At 62.9% G+C, this 19,551-nt stretch carries 18 protein-coding genes and 1 pseudogene; 13 read left to right on the forward strand and 6 right to left on the reverse strand.

From position 1 onward, the window contains the following. The 8 genes from xdhB to ABYW26_RS00820 all read left to right on the forward strand — a co-directional run. On the forward strand, positions 1–1,965 hold a 1,965-nt coding region (xdhB, locus tag ABYW26_RS00785), incomplete at its 5' end, for a xanthine dehydrogenase molybdopterin binding subunit (protein WP_372602766.1). Next, entirely contained in the window at positions 1,962–2,909 is a 948-nt protein-coding gene (gene xdhC / locus ABYW26_RS00790; RefSeq protein ID WP_372602767.1) for a xanthine dehydrogenase accessory protein XdhC, read from the forward strand. The genes xdhB and xdhC, both read left to right, overlap by 4 nt. Then, complete coding sequence (locus tag ABYW26_RS00795) at positions 2,906–4,426, forward strand: ABC transporter ATP-binding protein (RefSeq protein ID WP_372602768.1); 1,521 nt, start codon at positions 2,906–2,908, stop codon at positions 4,424–4,426. Before xdhC ends, ABYW26_RS00795 begins: the two co-directional genes overlap by 4 nt. 72 nt (positions 4,427–4,498) lie before the next feature. Continuing rightward, the gene (locus tag ABYW26_RS00800; protein WP_372602770.1) at positions 4,499–5,584 is read left to right on the forward strand and encodes an ABC transporter permease; all 1,086 of its coding nucleotides are present in this window, start codon (positions 4,499–4,501) and stop codon (positions 5,582–5,584) included. Beyond that, a complete protein-coding gene (locus ABYW26_RS00805) occupies positions 5,584–6,516 on the forward strand; it encodes an ABC transporter permease (RefSeq protein WP_372602771.1) in 933 nt (310 codons plus the stop codon). The genes ABYW26_RS00800 and ABYW26_RS00805 overlap by 1 nt, the downstream gene beginning before the upstream one ends. A gap of 7 nt (positions 6,517–6,523) precedes the next feature. After that, a complete protein-coding gene (locus tag ABYW26_RS00810) occupies positions 6,524–7,252 on the forward strand; it encodes an ion transporter (protein WP_372602772.1) in 729 nt (242 codons plus the stop codon). Further along, the gene (locus tag ABYW26_RS00815; RefSeq protein ID WP_372602773.1) at positions 7,249–8,328 is read left to right on the forward strand and encodes a BMP family ABC transporter substrate-binding protein; all 1,080 of its coding nucleotides are present in this window, start codon (positions 7,249–7,251) and stop codon (positions 8,326–8,328) included. The genes ABYW26_RS00810 and ABYW26_RS00815 overlap by 4 nt, the downstream gene beginning before the upstream one ends. A gap of 132 nt (positions 8,329–8,460) precedes the next feature. Further along, the gene (locus tag ABYW26_RS00820) at positions 8,461–8,802 is read left to right on the forward strand and encodes a carboxymuconolactone decarboxylase family protein (protein WP_372602774.1); all 342 of its coding nucleotides are present in this window, start codon (positions 8,461–8,463) and stop codon (positions 8,800–8,802) included. A gap of 111 nt (positions 8,803–8,913) precedes the next feature. On the opposite strand, the gene ABYW26_RS00825 is transcribed toward ABYW26_RS00820, so the two are convergent. The 3 genes from ABYW26_RS00825 to ABYW26_RS00835 all read right to left on the reverse strand — a co-directional run bounded on the left by ABYW26_RS00825 (position 8,914) and on the right by ABYW26_RS00835 (position 13,257). Next, entirely contained in the window at positions 8,914–11,403 is a 2,490-nt protein-coding gene (locus tag ABYW26_RS00825) for an FAD-dependent oxidoreductase (RefSeq protein WP_372602775.1), read from the reverse strand. Between the two features lie 93 nt (positions 11,404–11,496). Beyond that, positions 11,497–12,243 (reverse strand): sulfotransferase family protein, encoded by a 747-nt coding sequence (locus tag ABYW26_RS00830; RefSeq protein ID WP_372602776.1) that lies wholly within the window; start codon positions 12,241–12,243, stop codon positions 11,497–11,499. Between the two features lie 27 nt (positions 12,244–12,270). Beyond that, positions 12,271–13,257, reverse strand: a complete 987-nt coding sequence (locus ABYW26_RS00835) for a 2-hydroxyacid dehydrogenase (protein WP_372602777.1) — start codon at positions 13,255–13,257, stop codon at positions 12,271–12,273. Between the two features lie 127 nt (positions 13,258–13,384). Between ABYW26_RS00835 and ABYW26_RS00840 the strand changes: the two genes are divergently transcribed. Then, positions 13,385–13,876, forward strand: coding sequence for an SH3 domain-containing protein (locus ABYW26_RS00840; RefSeq protein ID WP_372602779.1), 492 nt, complete (start codon positions 13,385–13,387; stop codon positions 13,874–13,876). Between the two features lie 70 nt (positions 13,877–13,946). Further along, positions 13,947–14,825, forward strand: coding sequence for a cation diffusion facilitator family transporter (locus ABYW26_RS00845; protein ID WP_372602780.1), 879 nt, complete (start codon positions 13,947–13,949; stop codon positions 14,823–14,825). Here ABYW26_RS00845 and ABYW26_RS00850 read toward each other — a convergent pair. Together ABYW26_RS00850 and ABYW26_RS00855 are read right to left on the reverse strand one after the other, a co-directional pair. Continuing rightward, positions 14,822–15,001 carry a hypothetical protein gene (locus ABYW26_RS00850; protein ID WP_372602781.1) on the reverse strand — a complete coding sequence of 60 codons (180 nt, stop codon included), beginning with the start codon at positions 14,999–15,001 and terminating at the stop codon, positions 14,822–14,824. The genes ABYW26_RS00845 and ABYW26_RS00850 overlap by 4 nt on opposite strands. Further along, the gene (locus ABYW26_RS00855; protein ID WP_372602782.1) at positions 14,998–16,605 is read right to left on the reverse strand and encodes an FAD-dependent monooxygenase; all 1,608 of its coding nucleotides are present in this window, start codon (positions 16,603–16,605) and stop codon (positions 14,998–15,000) included. Before ABYW26_RS00855 ends, ABYW26_RS00850 begins: the two co-directional genes overlap by 4 nt. 54 nt (positions 16,606–16,659) lie before the next feature. On the opposite strand from ABYW26_RS00855, the gene ABYW26_RS00860 reads away from it, so the two are divergent. Then, on the forward strand, positions 16,660–17,364 hold the full coding sequence (locus ABYW26_RS00860; RefSeq protein WP_372602783.1) for a LuxR C-terminal-related transcriptional regulator: 705 nt from the start codon (positions 16,660–16,662) through the stop codon (positions 17,362–17,364). Here ABYW26_RS00860 and ABYW26_RS00865 read toward each other — a convergent pair. Next, positions 17,361–17,861, reverse strand: a complete 501-nt coding sequence (locus ABYW26_RS00865) for an Lrp/AsnC family transcriptional regulator (protein ID WP_372602784.1) — start codon at positions 17,859–17,861, stop codon at positions 17,361–17,363. The two genes, ABYW26_RS00860 and ABYW26_RS00865, sit on opposite strands and share 4 nt — an antisense overlap. A 187-nt stretch (positions 17,862–18,048) precedes the next feature. On the opposite strand from ABYW26_RS00865, the gene trxB reads away from it, so the two are divergent. Both trxB and ABYW26_RS00875 read left to right on the forward strand, forming a co-directional pair. Continuing rightward, a complete protein-coding gene (trxB, locus tag ABYW26_RS00870; RefSeq protein ID WP_372602786.1) occupies positions 18,049–18,990 on the forward strand; it encodes a thioredoxin-disulfide reductase in 942 nt (313 codons plus the stop codon). A 227-nt stretch (positions 18,991–19,217) separates the two neighbouring features. Further along, positions 19,218–19,551, forward strand: a pseudogene (locus tag ABYW26_RS00875) (adenylyltransferase); the annotation flags it as partial.

Consider the following 19,551-nt stretch of genomic DNA (forward strand, 5'->3'; position numbering starts at 1 on the left):
GAAACCCATCTGATCGCACGTAAGGCCGCGCGTCTGGCCGTGGTATCCTACGAAGAATCCACCCCGATCCTGACGATGGACGAGGCTTTGGCCGCTGACAGCCGGTTCGAGGAAGGCCCGCGCATTTATCAGATCGGCGATGCCGCCGCAGCCATTGACACCGCGTCGCACCAGATCGACGGCGTGATCGAAATGGGCGGGCAAGAGCATTTCTATCTGGAAGGTCAGGCCGCGCTGGCAGTGCCGCAAGAAGGCGGCGATATGCTGGTGCACAGCTCGACCCAGCACCCCAGCGAGATCCAACACAAGGTCGCTCATGCGCTGGGCACCGATATGAACGCCGTTCGGGTCGAGGTCCGCCGGATGGGCGGCGGCTTTGGCGGCAAGGAAAGTCAGGGCAACGCGCTGGCGATTGCCTGTGCCTTGGTGGCGCGGCAAATCGGGCGACCGGCCAAGATGCGCTATGACCGCGACGATGACATGATGATCACCGGCAAGCGCCACGATTTCCGCATCAGCTATCGCGTCGGGTTCGACGACGAGGGTCGGGTTCAGGGCATCGACTTTGTGCAATACACCCGCTGCGGCTGGGCGCAGGACCTGTCGCTGCCGGTGGCAGACCGGGCGATGCTGCATGCTGACAACGCCTATCACCTGCCCAACGCCCGGATCGAAAGCCACCGCCTGAAAACCCATACCCAATCCGCCACCGCCTATCGTGGCTTTGGCGGGCCGCAGGGCGTGGTCGGGATTGAGCGGGTGATGGATCACATCGCCCACCATCTGGGCCTTGACCCGCTGCAAGTGCGTCGGCGCAATTTCTATCAGAACGGCCAATTGACCCCCTATCATATGGAGGTCGAGGATTTCGTTCTGGATCAGATGCTGGACGAGCTTGAGGCCAGTTCCGACTATGCCGCCCGCCGCGCCGCGATTGCCGACTGGAACGCCGCCAACCCGGTGCTGAAACGCGGCATCGCGATGACCCCGGTCAAGTTCGGCATCAGCTTTACCCTGACCCATCTCAATCAGGCCGGGGCGCTGGTGCATGTGTATCAGGATGGCTCGATCCACCTGAACCACGGCGGCACCGAGATGGGCCAAGGCCTGTTCCAGAAGGTCGCGCAGGTGGCGGCCAGCGCCTTTGGCGTCGGGCTGGACAAGGTCAAGATCACCGCCACCGACACCGCCAAGGTGCCGAATACCTCGGCCACGGCGGCATCATCGGGCAGCGACCTGAACGGCATGGCGGTCAAGGCCGCCTGCGACACGATCCGCAACCGCATGGCCGATTATCTGGCGCAAACCCACCAGACCGAACCGCGCCGGGTGCATTTCGAAGGCGGCAAGGTGTTTGTCGGCGATGACGAGATGACCTTTGCCGAGGCCGCGTCTGCCGCCTATCAGGCCCGGATCAGCCTGTCGGCCACCGGCTTTTACGCCACGCCCAAGGTCGAATGGGACCGCATTGCCGGGCGCGGGCGGCCGTTCTTTTACTTTGCCTATGGCGCCGCGATCACCGAGGTGGTGATCGACACGCTGACCGGGGAAAACCGTATTCTGCGGGCCGATATCCTGCATGATGCCGGTGCGTCGCTGAACCCGGCGCTGGATGTCGGGCAGGTCGAAGGCGGTTATGTGCAGGGCGCGGGCTGGCTGACGACCGAGGAACTGGTCTGGGACGGCAAGGGCCGCCTGCGCACCCACGCGCCCTCGACCTACAAGATCCCCGCCTGCTCGGACCGGCCCGAGGTGTTCAACGTCGCGCTGTGGTCAAAGGGCCGCAACGTCGAAGACACGATCTATCGCTCGAAAGCCGTGGGCGAGCCGCCGTTCATGCTGGGCATCTCGGCGCTGATGGCGCTGTCCGACGCGGTGGCGGCCTGTGGCCCGGACTATCCGGCGCTGGATGCGCCCGCCACGGCGGAACGGGTTTTGAGCGCCGTTCAAAAGGTGCGGTCATGAGCTTCGATCTGCCCCATATCGCCCGTGCGGTCGCTGCGCATGGCCCGGTGGCGCGGGTCGTGGTGGCGCGGGTCGAAGGCTCGGCCCCGCGCGAGATCGGTGCGGCGATGCTGGTCTGGCAAGACGGTCAGGACGGCACAATCGGCGGCGGCGCGTTGGAGTTGCAAGCGACTGAAACCGCCCGGGCGATGCTGACCGAGGACCGCGCGGCACGGCTGGACCTGATCCCGCTGGGCCCGGCAGTCGGCCAATGCTGTGGCGGCGCGGTCAGCCTTGTCACCGAGGTTTTTACCGAACAGCGTCTGGCCCAGATCGACGGCCCGCTTTTTGCCCGCGCCATCGACGGCCCGGCCGAACCGCCGCTGTCGGTCCAGCGCCTGCTGGCCAATGCCCGCAGCACCGGCACCTTGCCGGGGCCACAATTGATGCAGGGCTGGATGATTGAGCCGCTGAGCGCGCCGCAAACCCATATCTGGATCTGGGGCGCAGGCCATGTCGGCCGTGCCATCGTCGCGGTGCTTGCCCCCCTGCCCGATGTGCAGATCACATGGGTCGACACCGCCGCTGACCGCTTTCCCGACCATCTGCCCGAGAATGTCGACCGCCTGATCGCGCCAAAACCGGCCGAGGTCGCGCGCTATGCCCCTGCCGACGCAAGGCACCTGATCCAGACCTATTCGCACCCGATCGACCTGTCGATCTGTGACGCGCTGCTGCGGCATGACTTTGGCTTTGCCGGGCTGATCGGTTCGACCACCAAACGCGCCCGCTTCCGCCGCCGCCTGACACAGCTTGGCCACGGCGCCCATCAGGTCGGGCGGATCACCTGTCCGATCGGCGATCCGGGCCTTGGCAAACACCCGCAGGCGATCGCCATTGGCGTTGCGGCCGAAATGTTGAAATACTCGGACGAAAACACCGCCAGAAGGGACGCGACCGCATGACGAACCTGCTGACCATCGAAGGGCTGACCAAGGCCTATCCCGGCGTTGTCGCCAATGACAACGTGTCGTTCGAAATTGCCGAGGGCGAGGTGCACGCGCTGTTGGGCGAAAACGGCGCCGGTAAATCGACGCTGGTGAAAATGATCTACGGGCTGGTCAAGCCGGACAAGGGCCGGATGACCCTGCGCGGCCAGCCGTTCGAACCCGCCGAACCGCGCGCCGCCCGCACGGCGGGCGTGGCGATGGTGTTCCAGCATTTCAGCCTGTTCGACGCGCTGAACGTGGCCGAGAACATTGCCCTTGGCATGGAGAACCCGCCACGGATGCGCGACCTTGCGGCGCGGATCCGTGAGGTCTCGGAAACCTATGGCCTGCCGCTGGACCCGTCGCGCACCGTCGGCGATCTGTCCGCAGGCGAGCGCCAGCGGGTCGAGATCATCCGCTGTCTGCTGCAAGACCCCAAGCTGTTGATCATGGACGAACCGACCAGCGTTCTGACCCCGCAAGAGGTTGAAATCCTGTTCAAAACCCTGCGTAAACTGTCCTCGGAAGGCACGGCGATCCTGTATATCTCGCACAAGCTGGAAGAAATCCGCGCCCTGTGCGATGCGGCAACGGTTCTGCGGCTGGGCAAGGTCGTCGACAGCTGTAACCCGCGCGAGAAATCCGCCTCGGAACTGGCCGAGATGATGGTCGGCACCAAGCTGGTCCCGCCATCGCGCCCCGCCGCCGAGCCGGGCGAAGTGGTGCTGGAGGTCAGCAACCTGTCGGTCAAATCCGCCAACCCGTTCGGCACCTCGCTGAAAGACATCTCGTTCACCGTGCGCGCGGGCGAGGTTCTGGGCATCGGCGGCGTCGCGGGCAACGGGCAGGATGAATTGCTGGCGGCGCTCTCGGGCGAGGCTCTGGCGCCGAATGACAGGGTGAAACTGCACGGTCATGGCATTGGCCGCATGGGCCCGAACCCGCGCCGCCATGTCGCGGTTCTGACCGCGCCCGAGGAACGGCTTGGCCATGCCGCCGCGCCGGACATGAGCCTGATCGAGAACGCGCTGCTGACCGGTGCGATCCGCGAGAACCTGACCAGAAACGGCTTTCTGAACTGGCCCGCGACCCGGGCCTTTGCCGAAAAGATCATTGAACGCTTTGACGTCCGCACCCCCGGCGCGAACAACGCCGCGCGGTCGCTGTCGGGCGGCAACCTGCAAAAATTCGTCATCGGCCGCGAGGTGCTGCAACGCCCCGAGGTTCTGGTGGTCAACCAGCCGACCTGGGGCGTCGATGCCTCGGCCGCGGCGGCGATCCGGCAATCGATACTGGATCTGGCCGACAACGGCACGGCGGTGGTCGTCATCAGTCAGGATCTGGACGAGTTGATGGAAATCTCGGATCGTTTCGCCGCGCTGAACGAGGGGCGGTTGTCACCCAGCAAACCGGCGCGCGGTCTGAGCATGGAAGAAATCGGCCTGATGATGGGCGGCGCACATGATATGGAGGTGGCCCATGTTGAGGCATAACCCGGCACGGCCCACCCAGAGCAGGGTTCGGTCCTTGAGTATTTTCACCAAGAAAAAGACACGAGGTGCGGCATGATCCGGCTTGAGAAACGCCCGACCCCGTCGAAATTCTGGACGGCGGCGACGCCGGTTCTGGCGGTGGTTCTGACGATGATCGCCGGCGGGCTGCTGTTCGCCGCTTTGGGCAAAGACCCGTTTGCCGCGATCCGCACAATTTTCTGGGACCCGCTGTTCAACGCGCAATTCGCCAGCTATTCGCGGCCGCAATTGCTGATCAAGGCCGGGCCGCTGATCCTGATCGCGATCGGCCTGTCGCTGGGCTTTCGCGCCGGGATCTGGAACATCGGCGCCGAGGGGCAATACATCATCGGCGCGCTGTGCGGGGCTGGTGTCGGGCTGGCGTTCTATCCGCTGGATGCGTGGTATATTTTCCCGCTGATGGTGCTGGCCGGGGCGTTTGGCGGCTGGGCCTGGGCGATGATACCGGCCTTGTTAAAAACCAGATTCCGAACCAATGAAATTCTGGTGTCCTTGCTGTTGGTCTATGTGGCTGAACAGTTTCTGGCCTCGATGGCGCTGGGGCTGATGCGCAACCCGCAGGGCGGCGGCTTTCCGGGGTCGCGCAATTTGCAGCAATACCCGTCGGCGGCGAACCCCGAACTGATCTCGGGCACCGGCATGCATTGGGGGGTTATGGCCGCCTTTATCGCGGTGATCGGTGCCTATATCCTGTTGAACCGGCATTTGCTGGGGTTCCAGATCCGCCTGACCGGAGCCAGCCCCCGTGCCGCGCGGTTTGCCGGGGTCAATCCGAATGCGCTGATCCTGTTTTGCATGGGGCTGTCGGGTGGTTTGGCCGGGCTGGCCGGGATGTTTGAAATCTCGGGTCCGGCCGGGCAGGTCAGCATCGACTTTAACCAGAACTACGGCTTTACCGCGATCATCGTGGCCTTTCTTGGCCGTCTGCATCCGGTTGGGATTCTGTTGGCCGGGTTGCTGATGGGCCTGACCTATATCGGCGGCGATCTGGCGCAGTTCATGCTGGGCCTGCCAGCGGCGGCAATTCAGGCGTTTCAGGGCATGTTGTTGTTCTTTCTTCTGGGGGTGGATGTTCTGAGCAACTTCCGCATCCGCATCGGCAAGACGGAGGCCGCGTGATGGACCTTTCTGCAATCAACCCGCTGGTTCTGATCGCCTCGCTGATGGTGGCCTCGACCCCGATCCTGCTGGCCGCTTTGGGCGAACTGGTGGTGGAAAAGGCCGGGGTTCTGAACCTTGGTGTCGAGGGCATGATGATCACCGGCGCGATCTGCGGTTTTGCCATCGCAGTCGAGACCGGCAGCCCGACGCTGGGGTTTCTTGCGGCCATGGTCGGCGGTGCAGTTCTGTCGCTGGTTTTCGGGATCATGACGCAGGTTCTGTTGTCCAATCAGGTGGCGACCGGCCTTGCGCTGACGCTGTTCGGGCTGGGCCTGTCGTCGCTGTTGGGGCAAGGCTATATGGGGGTAAAGCCACCCCGGATTCACGACCTGAATCTGGGGCCGCTGCGCGATATTCCGGTGGTCGGGCCGATCCTGTTTCAGCATGACGCGATTGTCTATATCTCGCTGGCGCTGGTTCTGGCGGTCTGGGCAGTGCTGAAATATTCGCGGCTTGGGCTGGTGCTGCGCGCCGTGGGTGAAAGCCACGACGCCGCGCATGCGCTTGGCTATAAGGTGGTGCGTATCCGCATTCTGGCGATCATGTTTGGCGGCGCGCTTGCCGGTCTGGGCGGCGCCTATCTCAGCCTGATCCGGGTGCCGCAATGGACCGAAGGCATGACCGCCGGCGCCGGCTGGATCGCGCTGGCCATCGTGGTTTTCGCCAGCTGGAAACCGGGCCGCGTGCTGTTGGGCGCGTATCTGTTCGGCGGCGTCACGGTTTTACAGCTGAACCTGCAAGCGGCGGGGCTTGCTGTTCCTGTCGAATACCTTTCAATGTCACCGTATTTGATTACCATCCTTGTGTTGGTCGTCATGTCCTCGGACCGGTCGCGCGCAGCGCTGAATGCGCCAGCGTCGCTGGGCCGCGTGTTCCATGCCTCAAGCTGAGACAAAAATGAGAAACGAAATCCTAAGAGCCCTCGATGGTGCTAACCCGCTCTTGGGACAAATGGTGCCGCGATTCATCGCCGCAGTCATCGTGCTGTCGGTGTTCGCTATCTCTATTGAAACGGTTCCAAGTCTGTCGGCCCACTGGTCGATGGGTTTGGCGGTTTTCGAATGGATTTGTCTGGTAGTCTTTCTGGCCGAGTTCGTCGCCCGGCTGGCCTGCACCCCGAATCCACTAAGTTACCTTTTCAGCTTCTGGGGGGTGATTGACGCGCTTGCATGTATTCCAGCGCTTCTATTGTTCAGGACCGATCTTGTCGCCATTCGTGCCCTGCGGCTTATCCGCCTTGCACGCATCCTTAAACTGACCAAGACTTCGGCCGCCTTTGACCGGCTTGGCCGCGCGTTCTGGTTCGTCCGGTACGAAATGTCTGCTTTCATGATGGTGGCTGGCTTGCTGATCTACTTTGCGGCCGTTGGGATATATTTCTTTGAAAACAGCGCCCAACCTGCCACGTTTTCATCAATCCCCGCCAGCCTGTGGTGGGCCATAGCCACGCTCACGACTGTCGGATACGGTGATGTGTACCCAATTACTGCCGGGGGGCGCATCTTTACCGGACTTATTCTTTTGGTAGGCCTTGGCATCGTTGCCGTGCCTTCCGCCCTGGTAACCTCTGCTCTTACAGAGCGAACCACAAATAACTGCGAACCAACAACGGAGAATTCTCAATGAAACGCAGAACAATTCTAGTCGCATCGGCGATGGCGCTGGCGCTGGCCTCGGCGGGCGCAGCTTTTGCCGCTGAAAAGACCAAGGTCGGCTTTGTCTTTGTCGGCCCGATCGGCGACGGCGGCTGGACCTATCAGCACAACCTGGGCCGCCTTGCCGTCGAAGAAGAATTCGGCGACGCCGTGGAAACCATCTATCAGGAAAGCGTGCCTGAAGGCGCCGACGCCGAGCGCGTTCTGACCCAGATGGCGCTGTCCGGCGCCGACCTGATCTTTACCACCTCGTTTGGCTACATGGACCCGACCCTGAACGTCGCCGCCAAATTCCCGAACGTGAAATTCGAGCACGCCACAGGTTACAAGCGCGCCGATAACGTCAGCACCTACGGCGCCCGCTTCTATGAAGGCCGCGCCGTGCAGGGCACGATCGCTGGCCGCATGACCAAGTCGAACGTCATCGGCTATATCGCCTCGTTCCCGATCCCCGAAGTGATCCGCGGCATCAACTCGGCCTATATCCACGCCAAGAAGGTGAACCCGGATGTCGAGTTCAAGGTGATCTGGGCTTACACCTGGTTCGATCCCGCGAAAGAGGCTGACGCCGCCAACGCCCTGATCGAACAAGGCGCCGACGTGATCCTGCAGCACACCGATTCGACCGCGCCGCAAGCCGCTGCTGAAAAGCTTGGCAACGTCATCACCTTCGGTCAGGCCTCGGATATGTCGGAATATGCCCCGTCGCCGCGCGTCAGCGCCATCATCGACAATTGGGCGCCCTATTACATCGAGCGCACCAAGGCCGTGATGGATGGCACCTGGACCTCGGTCGATACCTGGAACGGCATCGGCAAAGGCATGGTCGGCATCGGTGAAATCTCGTCCGCCGTGCCCGAGGACGTCAAAGCCGAAGCCCTTGCCCTGCAAGAGGCCCTCGCTTCGGGCGCCTATCACGCATTCACCGGCCCGCTGAAAAAGCAGGACGGCAGCGACTGGCTGGCCGAAGGCGAAGTGGCCGACGACGGCACGCTGGCTGGCATGAACTTCTATGTCGAAGGCATCAGCGGCGATATCCCGCAGTAACGCACCCAAAACCGGTAAAAGGCCCGCCTCCGCGCGGGCCTTTTCTTATTCGTTATTTCCTATACGTTTGATCCGGATCAAGGCCCGCATCGGGGAAATCGGGTTCCTGATCGCAGGAAACAGGAGACACCGATGGACTGGACCGAAAAAAGCGCCAACACCAAGAACCAGCTGCGCGCGCTGAACAAATGTATCCCCGATGCAACCAAAGGCTTCAACACGCTCAGCAAGGCCGTCAAGGATAACGGCACCCTTGGCCTCAAGGAAAAAGAATACGTGGCGCTTGGCATCGCCGTGGCCCAGCGCTGTGACGACTGCATCGTGCTGCATATCGAGGCCCTGATCCGCTGCGGCGCCACCCGCGAGGAAGTCGGCGACGTTCTGGCCATGTCGATCCAGATGGGCGGCGGCCCGGCCCTGATGTATGCAGCGCGCGCGCTGGATTGCTTTGATCAGCTGACCACCCCGGCCTGAGGCGTCTGCGCCCATATAGACCGTTGGATTTGAGTATTTTCACCAAGAAAAAGACGCGGTTTTTTTCTTGGGCCAAATACTCCGGGGTTTGGGGCAGCGCCCCAATCCGACCTATCCGTTCATGCGGATACGGGCGTTGGTCGGGTCATAGGGGCAATCCTCGGTGACCACCGCGGGCCAGAGCTGATCGAACATCTTGACCCGCAACTCGGTGCCCGGCACGGCAAGGTCGGGCCGTACATAGCCCATGCCGATGCTTTTCCCAAACGCCACCGAATAGCCGCCCGAGGTCAGGCGCCCGATCCGGTCCACCCCGGAATAAAGCGCCTCGCGGCCCCAGGGGTCGGCGTTTTCGGGGCCGTTGATCAGCAGCGTGACACAAGCGCTGCGCCGACCGGTGTCCAGCATCGGCTGTTTGCCGAAAAATTCCTTGTTCAGATCGACAAAGCGATCCAGCCCGGCCTCAAGCGGCGTGGCGTCACGGCCCAGTTCGGTGCCGAAGGCGCGATAGGATTTCTCTTGCCGCAGCCAGTTCTGCGCCCGCGCCCCCACCGGTTTCAGCCCATGCGCCGCGCCAGCCCGCATCAGCGCATCAAAAAGGTGGGTCTGCATCTCGATCGGGTGGTGCAGCTCCCAGCCCAACTCGCCGGTATAGGCAACGCGGATGGCGCGGACCGGGACCATGCCCAGTTCGATCTCGCGCATCGACAGCCACGGGAAGCGGGCGTTCGACAGCGCCGCATCCGGGTCGGCATCGCGGATCAGGTCGCGCAGGATGGCGCGGCTGTTGGGCCCGGCCAGCGCGAACACGCCCCATTGCGTGGTGACATCATGGATGTCGATCCAGCCGAAGATGGCGCGCTTATCCTCGGCCGCCTTGAGCAGATAATCGTGGTCATAGGCCTGCCACGCCCCGGCTGAGACGAGGTAATAGTCATCCTCGGCCAGCCGCACGATGGTGTATTCGCTGCGGGTGGTGCCTGCCGGGGTCAGGGCATAGGTCAGGTTGATCCGGCCCGCCTTGGGCAGTTTGTTGGTGGTGAACCAATCCAGAAACGCCGTCGCGCCGGGGCCGCGCACCCGGTGTTTGGCAAAGGCGGTGGCGTCGATCAGCCCGGCGGTCTGCCGGATCGCCCGCGCCTCGTCCACCGCATATTGCCACCAGCCGCCGCGGCGGAACGACCGCGCGGCGTGGTCGTCAAAGCCTGCGGGCGCAAAGTAATTCGGGCGCTCCCAGCCGTTGACCTGCCCGAATTGCGCCCCCAGCGCCGCCATGCGGTCATAGCAAGGCGCGGTGCGCAGGGGCCGGGCGGCGGGGCGTTCCTCGTCCGGGTGGTGTAGGATATAGACGTGCTCATACGCTTCTTCGTTCTTGCGCATGGCATAGTCGGTGGTCATCCAGTCGCCATAGCGTTTGGGGTCGAGCGAGGCCATGTCGATCTCGGCCTCGCCCTGGGTCATCAACTGCGCAAGGTAATGCCCGGTGCCACCCGCCGCCGTGATGCCAAAGCTAAAGCCTTCGGCCAGCCACATGTTGCGCAGGCCCGGAGCCGGACCCAGCAGCGGGTTACCATCGGGCGTATAGCAAATCGGGCCGTTGAAATCGTCTTTCAGCCCCGCACCCTCGGACGAGGGGATGCGGTGGATCATCGACAGGTATTCCTGTTCGATGCGATCCAGATCCAGCGGGAACAGATCGGCGCGAAAGCTGTCGGGCGCGCCGTATTCGAACCGGGCGGGGGCGCCGCGCTCGTAAGGGCCCAAAATCCAGCCGCCGCGTTCCTCGCGGACATACCATTTGGCGTCAGCGTCGCGCAGCACCGGGTGTTCGGGATTGCCCGCCTTGCGCCACGCCACAAGCGCGGGGTCGGGTTCGGTGACGATATATTGGTGCTCGACCGGGATCGCCGGGATTTTCAGCCCCAACAGCCGGGCGGTGCGTTGGGCGTGGTTGCCGGTGGCGGTGACGACATGGTCCGCCGTGACGATCACCTGTTCCTCCGAGGGCACCAGATTGCCGCCCTTCTCGACCATCCGGGTGCAGGTCACGCGCCACGCGCTGCCGGTCCACTGATAGCCATCGACCTGCCAGCGGCGTTGAATGCTGACGCCGAACTGCCGCGCGCCCTTGGCCATCGCCTGTGTCACATCAGCGGGGTTGATATAGCCGTCGGTCGGATGGAACAGCGCCCCGACCAGATCTTCGGTGCGCAGCAGCGGCCAACGGTCCTTAAGTTGCGCCGGAGACAACCACTCGTAAGGCACACCACAGTTTTCGGCGGTGGTGGCATAGAGCATATATTCGTCCATGCGCGCCCGCGATTGCGCCATGCGCAGGTTGCCCACGACCGAGAACCCGGGGTTCAGGCCGGTTTCGGCCTCAAGCGTTTTGTAGAACCTGATCGAGTAATCGTGGATATGCGTCGTCGCGTAGGACATGTTGAAATAGGGCAATAGCCCTGCCGCATGCCATGTCGACCCCGCCGTCAGTTCGTCGCGCTCAAGCAACAGCACATCCCAGCCCGCGCGGCCCAGATGATAGGCGACCGACGCGCCGATGGCCCCGCCACCGACGACCAAAGCCTGGACATGGGTTTTCATGGACGCGCCTTCTGCTGTGTTGTTCAGCCGAAGTATGCCCGTCCGCATCCGCCATGGCGAGAAAACTGCGACATTCAGAGGCGCGAAACCGACCTAGCGGCGGGCGTAACCGAAGGTCTGGAAATCGCGCTCGAACAGCCGGGTGACGATCTTTGTTTCGGCGGGGCCGTAAAACTCGGGCACTTTTTCCTGCGCGTTGGTCGGTTTGGAGATGTTCGAGGTTTCAATCCGGAAGTCGATCTGATCGCCAAAGATCGTCCGCACGATATGGCCCAGATCGGCGTTCAGGTTTTCGAACCGGCCGATGAAATCGAACGTCTCGACCGGCAGCAGCATGATGTCGGACTGCGGCGCCCAATGCGCGTCGGCCCAGAGGTGGCCGTCATCAAGATAGTGGCAGAAATCAAGAAAGCTGGGCGTGGCGTCGGATTTGAACCATGCGCGGAACGCTTTTTCCTGTGGCCGGTGGCGCAGGATCTTGGATTGAAAGGCCGACAGGGTCCGCGAATAAGGATCGCGCACCACGGTGAACTTGAACGCCTCGTCCCGCAGCCGCCGGAAATTCCTGCTGCCCAGATAAGAGGGCCGCAGGAAGTGATCCTTGGGATTGTCGTCGCGGGAAAAGGCCCGCCGATAGGTCGAATAGCTGCGCAACGTGGCGGTGATGGTCGAATTCGCCGCCTTGGGCACGCGGTTGTAAAAGAACGGCTCGGCCGGGGAATAGGCGCCGCGCGGATCGACTTTGAAAAAGCTGACCGGCCCCCGATAGGGATATTCGCGGTAAAACGGAAGCAATCGTGCCGCCGCTTCGCAGGCCGCACGATTTTTCCATTTGTTCACGTCGATGTCTCCGAGTGTCGCGGACGCTTACAGCATCGACGGCACGACCTGATCCGGCGGGCGGTGGCCGTCGGCAAAGGTCTTGATGTTCAGCAGAACCTTTTCGCCCATCTCGATCCGGCCCTCGACCGTGGCCGAGCCCATATGCGGCAACAGCACCACGTTCGGCAGGGTGCGCAATTCGTCGTTCACGCCGCTGCGGCCCTGAAACACGTCCAGACCGGCCCCGGCGATAGTGCCGGCGCGCAGCTGACGCACCAGCGCGTTTTCGTCGATGACTTCGCCGCGCGAGGTGTTCACGATCACCGCATCTTCTTTCATCATCCGCAGACGACGGGCGTCCATCAGATGGAAGGTCTCGGGCGTGTGCGGGCAGTTGATCGAGATGACATCCATGCGCGGCACCATGTCATCCAGATCGGCCCAATAGGTCGCGCCAAGGTCCTGTTCGATCTCGGGGCGCAGGCGGCGGCGATTGTGGTAATGCACCTGCATGCCAAAGGCGTTGGCGCGGCGCGCCACGGCCTGACCGATGCGGCCCATGCCGATGATGCCCAGACGGCGGCCGCCGACGCGGCCCCCAAGCAGGGCGCTGGGGCTCCAACCGCTCCAGTTGCCGGCCTGCATGATCGCCAGACCTTCGGGAATGCGGCGGGTCACCGCCAGCAACAGCGCCATGGTCATGTCGGCGGTATCTTCGGTAACAACGCCCGGCGTGTTCGACACCAGAATGCCGCGCTGGCGGGCGGTGTGCACGTCGATGTGATCGACCCCGGCGCCATAGTTGGCGATCAGGCGCAGACGTTCGCCCGCGCGGGCCAGAACACCGGCATCAATGCGGTCGGTGATGGTCGGCACCAGAACATCGGCGCGTTGCATCGCCGCAACCAGATCTTCATGCGACATGGGGGTGTCGGTTTCGGGCAGCTCGACATCGAACAGCTCTTTCAGCCTTGCCTCGACGACCTCTGGCAACCGTCGCGTTACGACAACACTCAAGCGTTCTGCGGGCATTCAAATTCTCCCTGTTCTTTTCATCCCATGTCCTAAGTGGCAAACTGTCCGAAGATGGGGCAAGACACAAGACCCCACAACACCCCCAAAGCGGGCGACCCTTACGACTAAGGGACAAGAGGCATAAATGCGGGCAATTCTTCAGGCTTTGGTGCTGGTCATTCTGGCCACCCTACCCGTCGCGGCGCAAGAGCGCGGCCCGGTCACGAACCTGCCGATCCCGCGTTTCGTGTCGCTGAAGGCGGGCGAGGGCTATGCCCGGCACGGCCCCGGCCAGACGCACCGGATCGACTGGGTCTATAAACACCGCAATCAGCCGCTGGAAATCACTGGCGAATACGGTCACTGGCGGCGGGTCCGCGATCAGGATGGCGCCGGAGGCTGGATGCATTATTCGCTGCTGTCCGGCGTGCGCACGGTGCTGATCGAACAGGACATGCTGCCGCTGCGCCGCCAGCCCGACCCCAAGGCCCAGATTCTGGCCACTGCCGAGCTGGGCGCGATTGCATGGCTGGACGCCTGCGGTCCCGAGTGGTGCAAGATCGAGGCAGGCCGGGTCGCGGGCTGGGTTCCGAAAGACAAATTATGGGGCGTTCGTCCCGAAGAAGTGTTCGAATAACCCGGCCTTGGGATTGCCCTGTCGGTCTGTGCTAGGCTAGAGGGGCCGCACGTTTCACCCGGAGTCGCCAATGGCCCGCAACCCGAACCTGATGAACCTGTCCGCCGGGCTGGCCTCGGTCAGCGTGGCGTTGGTGCTGGTGCTGCTCAAGCTGTGGGCGCTGGGGGAAACACAGGCCCTGTCGATTGCCGCTTCGCTGGCCGACAGCGCCATGGATCTGATGGTATCGCTGGGCGGTCTGGCCGCGATCATCTATGCCGCCCGCCCTGCCGATGAAGACCACCATTTCGGCCATTCCTCGGCCGAGGATCTGGCGGCGCTGGGTCAGGCCTTGTTCATTCTGGTGTCCGCCGGGGTGATCTTCTGGGCGGCGGCACGGCGGATTTTGTCGGATGACCCGGTGCACCTGATGGCGCAGGGGCGCGGCATTGTGGTGATGGTGGTTTCGGTGGCTCTGACGCTGGGTCTGGTGCTGTGGCAGCGCCGGGTGGCGCGCAAGACCGGCAGCCGCGTGGTCAAGGCCGATCAGCTGCATTATCTGGGCGATCTGCTGCCCAATCTGGGTGCTATTCTGGCGCTGTGGGCTTCGGTCGCGCTGGACCTGCAAGGCGTTGACAGCGCCGTGGCGATGGGTGCGGCGGTGATGCTGGCGGTTGGCGCGCTGGGCATCGGGCGCGGCGCGTGGCACGCGCTGATGGATCGCTCGGCCGATCCTGAAATCGTCGCCGGGATCGAGGCCATCGCCCGCGACTGGCCCGGCCTGCACGGGTTTCACGATCTGCAAACCCGCACCGCTGGCAGCAAGCTGTTCATCAACCTGCATATCGAACTGGATGGCGAACAGACCCTGCATCAGGCCCACAGCATCGGAGCAGGCCTGAAACATGCACTGATTCAGGCCTTTCCCAATGCCGAAGTCATCATTCACAAAGACCCGGTGCGCGATTAATCCAGATCGGCGGCGCAATCGGTGACCATCTGCAAGGCGCGGGCCGGGTTTTTTAGCTCGTGCGCCAGCGCCAGCGCCACCTTGGCCAGATAGACTTCGGACTGCGCCGGGCCAACGGCGTCGATCGTGGTCGCAAGGGCCTCGTAAATGTCTTCCAGTGTCAATGCGGTCGTCATGCGGAGATTCCTTTACGGATATTCAGGCGATCAAGCGCCGCGTCGATATCTGCGGGGCTGGCGCTGCGCCAGCGGGCGGCGATATGCATGTCGGGACGGATCACATAGACCGTGCCCGACACCGCATCAAAGGCCCGCGCGGCGGCGCTGTCGGCGGACAGGGTCAGCACCCGAACCCCATCGCGCGGGGCGATATCCGGGGCGGTGCCAAAGGCCAGAACCGTGATGTCGCGCAACTGATCCGACAGATGGCCACCGTCGATCCGCGGATCGACCGAGACCGCGCCGGGCACCGGGCCGGCGCTGAAGTCCGGGTCATCGGCCAGCGTCGCCGGGCTGTCGGCATAGGTATAGGGCGTCATCTGACGCGGGTTGGCCAAGGCACCGGCATAGGATTGCTTCAGCGCCAGCGACAAGGCCGCGTCGCGCATCACCTGCCAGCCGTGGCTGGGCGGCGTCATAAAGCGGGTGCTTTTGCTGGCATTGGCAAACACGTCCAGCGTGGCGCCACGGCGCTCGGGCGAATAGCTGTCCAGCAGCGCGGCGTCGGCTTTGCCGTTCATCACCCAGCCCAGTTTCCAGCCGATATTCTGCGCGTCAGCCAGCCCGTTGTTCAGACCGCGCACGCCAAAGATCGGCACGATATGGGCGCTGTCGCCGATAAAGAACACCCGGCCAAGGCGATAGTCGTCCAGCGCAAGGGTGTTGGCGGAATAGACGCTCCACCATTCCAGATCATAGCCGCCGGTGTGGCCGATATCCTTGAGTACCGCCTCGACGCTGACGCGGACATTTTCCTCGCGCGTGGCCTCTTCGGCGCTTTCGTCGTCTTTCAGCTGATAGTCGATCCGCCAGATGTCATCGGGCTGGCGGTGCACCAGAACCGTTCCGCCGGGGCGCGACGCCGGGTCGAACAGCGCGCGGCGGATGGTCGGATAATCGTGCTGCATCCGCACGTCGGCGATGACATAGCGGCCTTCGAAATTCTCGCCCTTCAGCCGCAGCCCGCACATACCGCGCACCGCGCTGCGGGCGCCATCAGCGGCCAGCAACCATTGCGCCGTCAGGGTATAGGTGCCGTTCGGATCGCGCATCTTGACCGTGACGCCATCGTCGTCCTGAGTCATTGCGGTGATCTCGGTCTGCCAGCGCGCGTCGATCAGCGGGTTGGCGGCGACGGCCTGCCAAAGGTAATCCTCGATATACTGCTGCTCGATGTTATACATCGGACGGTATTTTTCATCCGGGCTGTCGGGCATGTCGAATTCAAGGATCTGCTGGCCGCGATAAAAGGTGCGGCCCGTGGTCCAGCCCAGCGCCTTGTCCAGAAACGGCTGAACCGTCTTGATGCTTTCCAGAATGTAATAGCTTTGCCGCGCCACACAGATCGCGCGGCTGCCATCGTTGAACGTGTCCTTGCGGTCGATCAGAACCGAGGCAATCCCCTGTTCGGCCAGCACCAGCGCCGCTGTCATACCGACCGGACCGGCACCGACGATCACCACGGGCGTGGCACGATCCAACCCCTCGCGCGTGGCGGGGGCATCGAAATGCGGATAGGTGAAATACAGCGAGTCCAACTCGCCCCGACCGTTCGGGCGCATGGGGTGTCTCCTTGGCTTGAGTGGGATCGGTATACAGGACATCGCGGCTGGGCTATGTCCTCTTTTATGGAGGACAGCAGCCACAGCCTGATTGCAGCATGCCTTGCCCGGCACGGGCGGCAAGGCTTTGTCGAGCCATTCCTGACACTGGCGCGGCAGGCCGGGGCCGATCAGGTGATGATCTTCAGCTACACCGACGATCATGCCGCCTGCCTGTTATCGCGCAACTTTGTCGAAGGGGTGCGTGGCGACCATCTGGCCCAGCAATATCTTGAGGGCTGGTTCCGCGACGACCCGCTGTGCGCCCATGCGCTGGCCCTGCCCGCCGGTGCGTTCGAACTGTTCAATCTGGCACAATTGCGCAACGAGATCCCTGCCGAATACCACCAACGATTCTTTGTGGCGCCGGGTCTGGGCGACAAGCGCGCCGCAGTGATTGCCGGGCCGACCTTGCGGCTGGCGGTGAACCTTTATCGGCGCGACGACGGCCCGGCGCAGCCCGATCTGCTGAACCTGCTGGCGCAACTGGCGATTCTGCATTTCGAGGCGGCGGGCCAGACCGAGATTCCGCAGGCGCTAAGCGTCCTGTCCGAGCGCGAATCTCAGGTCTGTCTGGGTATTCTTCAGGGCAAGAAGGCCGAAATCATCGCCCATGAACTGGGCCTGCAACCGACCAGCGTCGTCACCTATCGCCGCCGCGCCTATGACAAGCTGGGAATCAGCAGCCGCGCCAGCCTGTTCGCGATCTGCCGTCCTTAGGCGGTGCGGTTGATCCGCGCCTCAAGCACATCGAACGGCACGCCGGGTTCATCCTTGGCGCCCCGGATCACCAGCGAGGTTTTCACACTGGCAACATTGTCAGCGGCGGTCAGTTGTTCGGTCAGGAAGCTTTGGAAGGTGCTCAGATCGGGGGCAACGCATTTCAGGATAAAATCCACCTCGCCGTTCAGCATGTGACACTCGCGCACCAGCGGCCATTCCCGGCAGCGGGTCTCGAACGCCGACAGATCGGCCTCGGCCTGACTTTGCAGCCCGACCATGGCAAAGACCTGCACCTCGAATCCCAGTTCGCGGGCGTCGACATCGGCGTGATAGCCGCGGATATAACCCGATTCTTCCAACGTGCGGACACGGCGCAGACAGGGCGGCGCCGAGATGCCGACCCGTTTGGCCAGTTCCACATTGGTCATCCGGCCATCGGCCTGAAGCTCGGCCAGAATCTTTCTGTCGATCGGATCGAGTTTCGCGCCTGCCATAACTGCCCTCCATTTTCTCGAATACTACGCTGCGCCGCCTTGACGCGCAATAATATTTCACGCTTGAGCAACTTTTTGAATTGGTCTATCCGGGGCGGTCTGTCTGCCTGCCGGACTGCCGCCAAGGCCTTTCATGGCGGGCGGCAGGTGGCTATATCCGAGGGAACAGATTCTGCAGGGGGCCGGTATGGGCGCGACGAAACACACCAAACTTTTGATCATCGGCTCGGGTCCGGCGGGTTATACCGCCGCCGTCTATGCCTCGCGCGCGATGCTTGAACCGGTTCTGGTTCAGGGCATTCAGCCGGGCGGCCAGCTGACCATCACCACCGAGGTCGAGAACTGGCCGGGCGAGACCGAAATTCAGGGGCCCGACCTGATGATCAAGATGGAAGAACACGCCCGCGCCGTCGGAACCGAGATCATCAGCGACCACATCAGCAGCCTCGATTTGTCCAAGCGCCCGTTCACCGCGCAGGGCGACAGCGGCACGACCTATACTTGCGACGCGCTGATTCTGGCGACCGGCGCTCAGGCGAAATGGCTGGGCCTGCCGTCGGAGGAAAAATTCAAAGGCTTCGGCGTGTCGGCCTGTGCCACCTGCGACGGCTTTTTCTATCGCGGGCAGGAAGTGGTCGTCGTCGGCGGCGGCAACACCGCTGTCGAAGAGGCGCTGTTCCTGACCAACTTTGCCAGCAAGGTCACGCTGATCCACCGCCGCGACAGCCTGCGGTCCGAGAAAATCCTGCAGGACCGGCTGTTCAAGAACCCCAAGATCGAAATCCTGTGGAACCACGGTATCGAAGAAGTCATCGGTGGCGACAACCCGATGGGCGTCGAGGCCGTGCGCGCCAAGCACGTCGAAACCGGCGAGATCACCGAAATTCCCTGTAGCGGGTTCTTTGTGGCGATCGGCCATGCGCCCGCCTCGGAACTGGTCAAGGATCAGCTGGAAACCCATATGGGCGGCTATGTCGTGACCAAGCCCGACAGCACCGAAACCAGCATCCCCGGCGTGTTCGCCGCGGGCGACCTGACCGACCACAAATACCGGCAGGCCGTGACCAGCGCCGGCATGGGCTGCATGGCCGCGCTTGAGGCTGAACGCTGGCTGGCCGAGAACGAGTAAGACGCAAGCACAAGAAAACCGGACCCGGCACCCGGGTCCGGGGTTCCGCCTGAGGCGGAAAACCAAAACATTATTCCAAGAAATCCAAGTTTTCGCGGCCTTTTCGCCGCAGTTGCAAAAGAAACGCTGCTGACAGTTGAACTTTCTCCCTAAACAGGGATACGCCCCCGCCGAGACGCACGTTTCGGGACGTGCACTGAACCGAAAATCTGATTCCGAGTTGTGACATGTCAATGACCAACCTCGCTCCTGTGCCGGAGCTTTATGTTTCCCATGAAAGCGCGCTGAAACTGAAAGACGAGGCCGGGAACCTGCCCAGCTGGGATCTGACTCCGCGCCAGATCTGCGATCTTGAACTGCTGATGAACGGCGGCTTCAACCCGCTGAAAGGGTTCCTCAGCGAGGAAGACTATGACGGTGTTGTCGAAAACATGCGGCTTGCCAATGGCGCGCTGTGGCCGATGCCGATCACGCTGGACGTCAGCCAAGCCTTTGCCGACGGTCTGGAGACGGGTCAGGACATCGCGCTGCGCGATCAGGAAGGCGTCATTCTGGCAATCA

Origin of the sequence: Actibacterium sp. (assembly GCF_041584535.1) — a bacterium.
Lineage (GTDB): Bacteria > Pseudomonadota > Alphaproteobacteria > Rhodobacterales > Rhodobacteraceae > Actibacterium_D.

Excerpts from the sequence above, each read along its gene's own strand:
- xdhC (WP_372602767.1), top strand. The coding sequence starts at position 1,962 with ATGAGCTTCGATCTGCCCCATATCGCCCGTGCGGTCGCTGCGCATGGC.
- ABYW26_RS00795 (WP_372602768.1), top strand. The coding sequence starts at position 2,906 with ATGACGAACCTGCTGACCATCGAAGGGCTGACCAAGGCCTATCCCGGC.
- ABYW26_RS00800 (WP_372602770.1), top strand. The coding sequence starts at position 4,499 with ATGATCCGGCTTGAGAAACGCCCGACCCCGTCGAAATTCTGGACGGCG.
- ABYW26_RS00805 (WP_372602771.1), top strand. The coding sequence starts at position 5,584 with ATGGACCTTTCTGCAATCAACCCGCTGGTTCTGATCGCCTCGCTGATG.
- ABYW26_RS00810 (WP_372602772.1), top strand. The coding sequence starts at position 6,524 with ATGAGAAACGAAATCCTAAGAGCCCTCGATGGTGCTAACCCGCTCTTG.
- ABYW26_RS00815 (WP_372602773.1), top strand. The coding sequence starts at position 7,249 with ATGAAACGCAGAACAATTCTAGTCGCATCGGCGATGGCGCTGGCGCTG.
- ABYW26_RS00820 (WP_372602774.1), top strand. The coding sequence starts at position 8,461 with ATGGACTGGACCGAAAAAAGCGCCAACACCAAGAACCAGCTGCGCGCG.
- ABYW26_RS00825 (WP_372602775.1), bottom strand. The coding sequence starts at position 11,403 with ATGAAAACCCATGTCCAGGCTTTGGTCGTCGGTGGCGGGGCCATCGGC.
- ABYW26_RS00835 (WP_372602777.1), bottom strand. The coding sequence starts at position 13,257 with ATGCCCGCAGAACGCTTGAGTGTTGTCGTAACGCGACGGTTGCCAGAG.
- ABYW26_RS00840 (WP_372602779.1), top strand. The coding sequence starts at position 13,385 with ATGCGGGCAATTCTTCAGGCTTTGGTGCTGGTCATTCTGGCCACCCTA.
- ABYW26_RS00845 (WP_372602780.1), top strand. The coding sequence starts at position 13,947 with ATGGCCCGCAACCCGAACCTGATGAACCTGTCCGCCGGGCTGGCCTCG.
- ABYW26_RS00850 (WP_372602781.1), bottom strand. The coding sequence starts at position 15,001 with ATGACGACCGCATTGACACTGGAAGACATTTACGAGGCCCTTGCGACC.
- ABYW26_RS00855 (WP_372602782.1), bottom strand. The coding sequence starts at position 16,605 with ATGCGCCCGAACGGTCGGGGCGAGTTGGACTCGCTGTATTTCACCTAT.
- ABYW26_RS00860 (WP_372602783.1), top strand. The coding sequence starts at position 16,660 with ATGTCCTCTTTTATGGAGGACAGCAGCCACAGCCTGATTGCAGCATGC.
- ABYW26_RS00865 (WP_372602784.1), bottom strand. The coding sequence starts at position 17,861 with ATGGCAGGCGCGAAACTCGATCCGATCGACAGAAAGATTCTGGCCGAG.
- trxB (WP_372602786.1), top strand. The coding sequence starts at position 18,049 with ATGGGCGCGACGAAACACACCAAACTTTTGATCATCGGCTCGGGTCCG.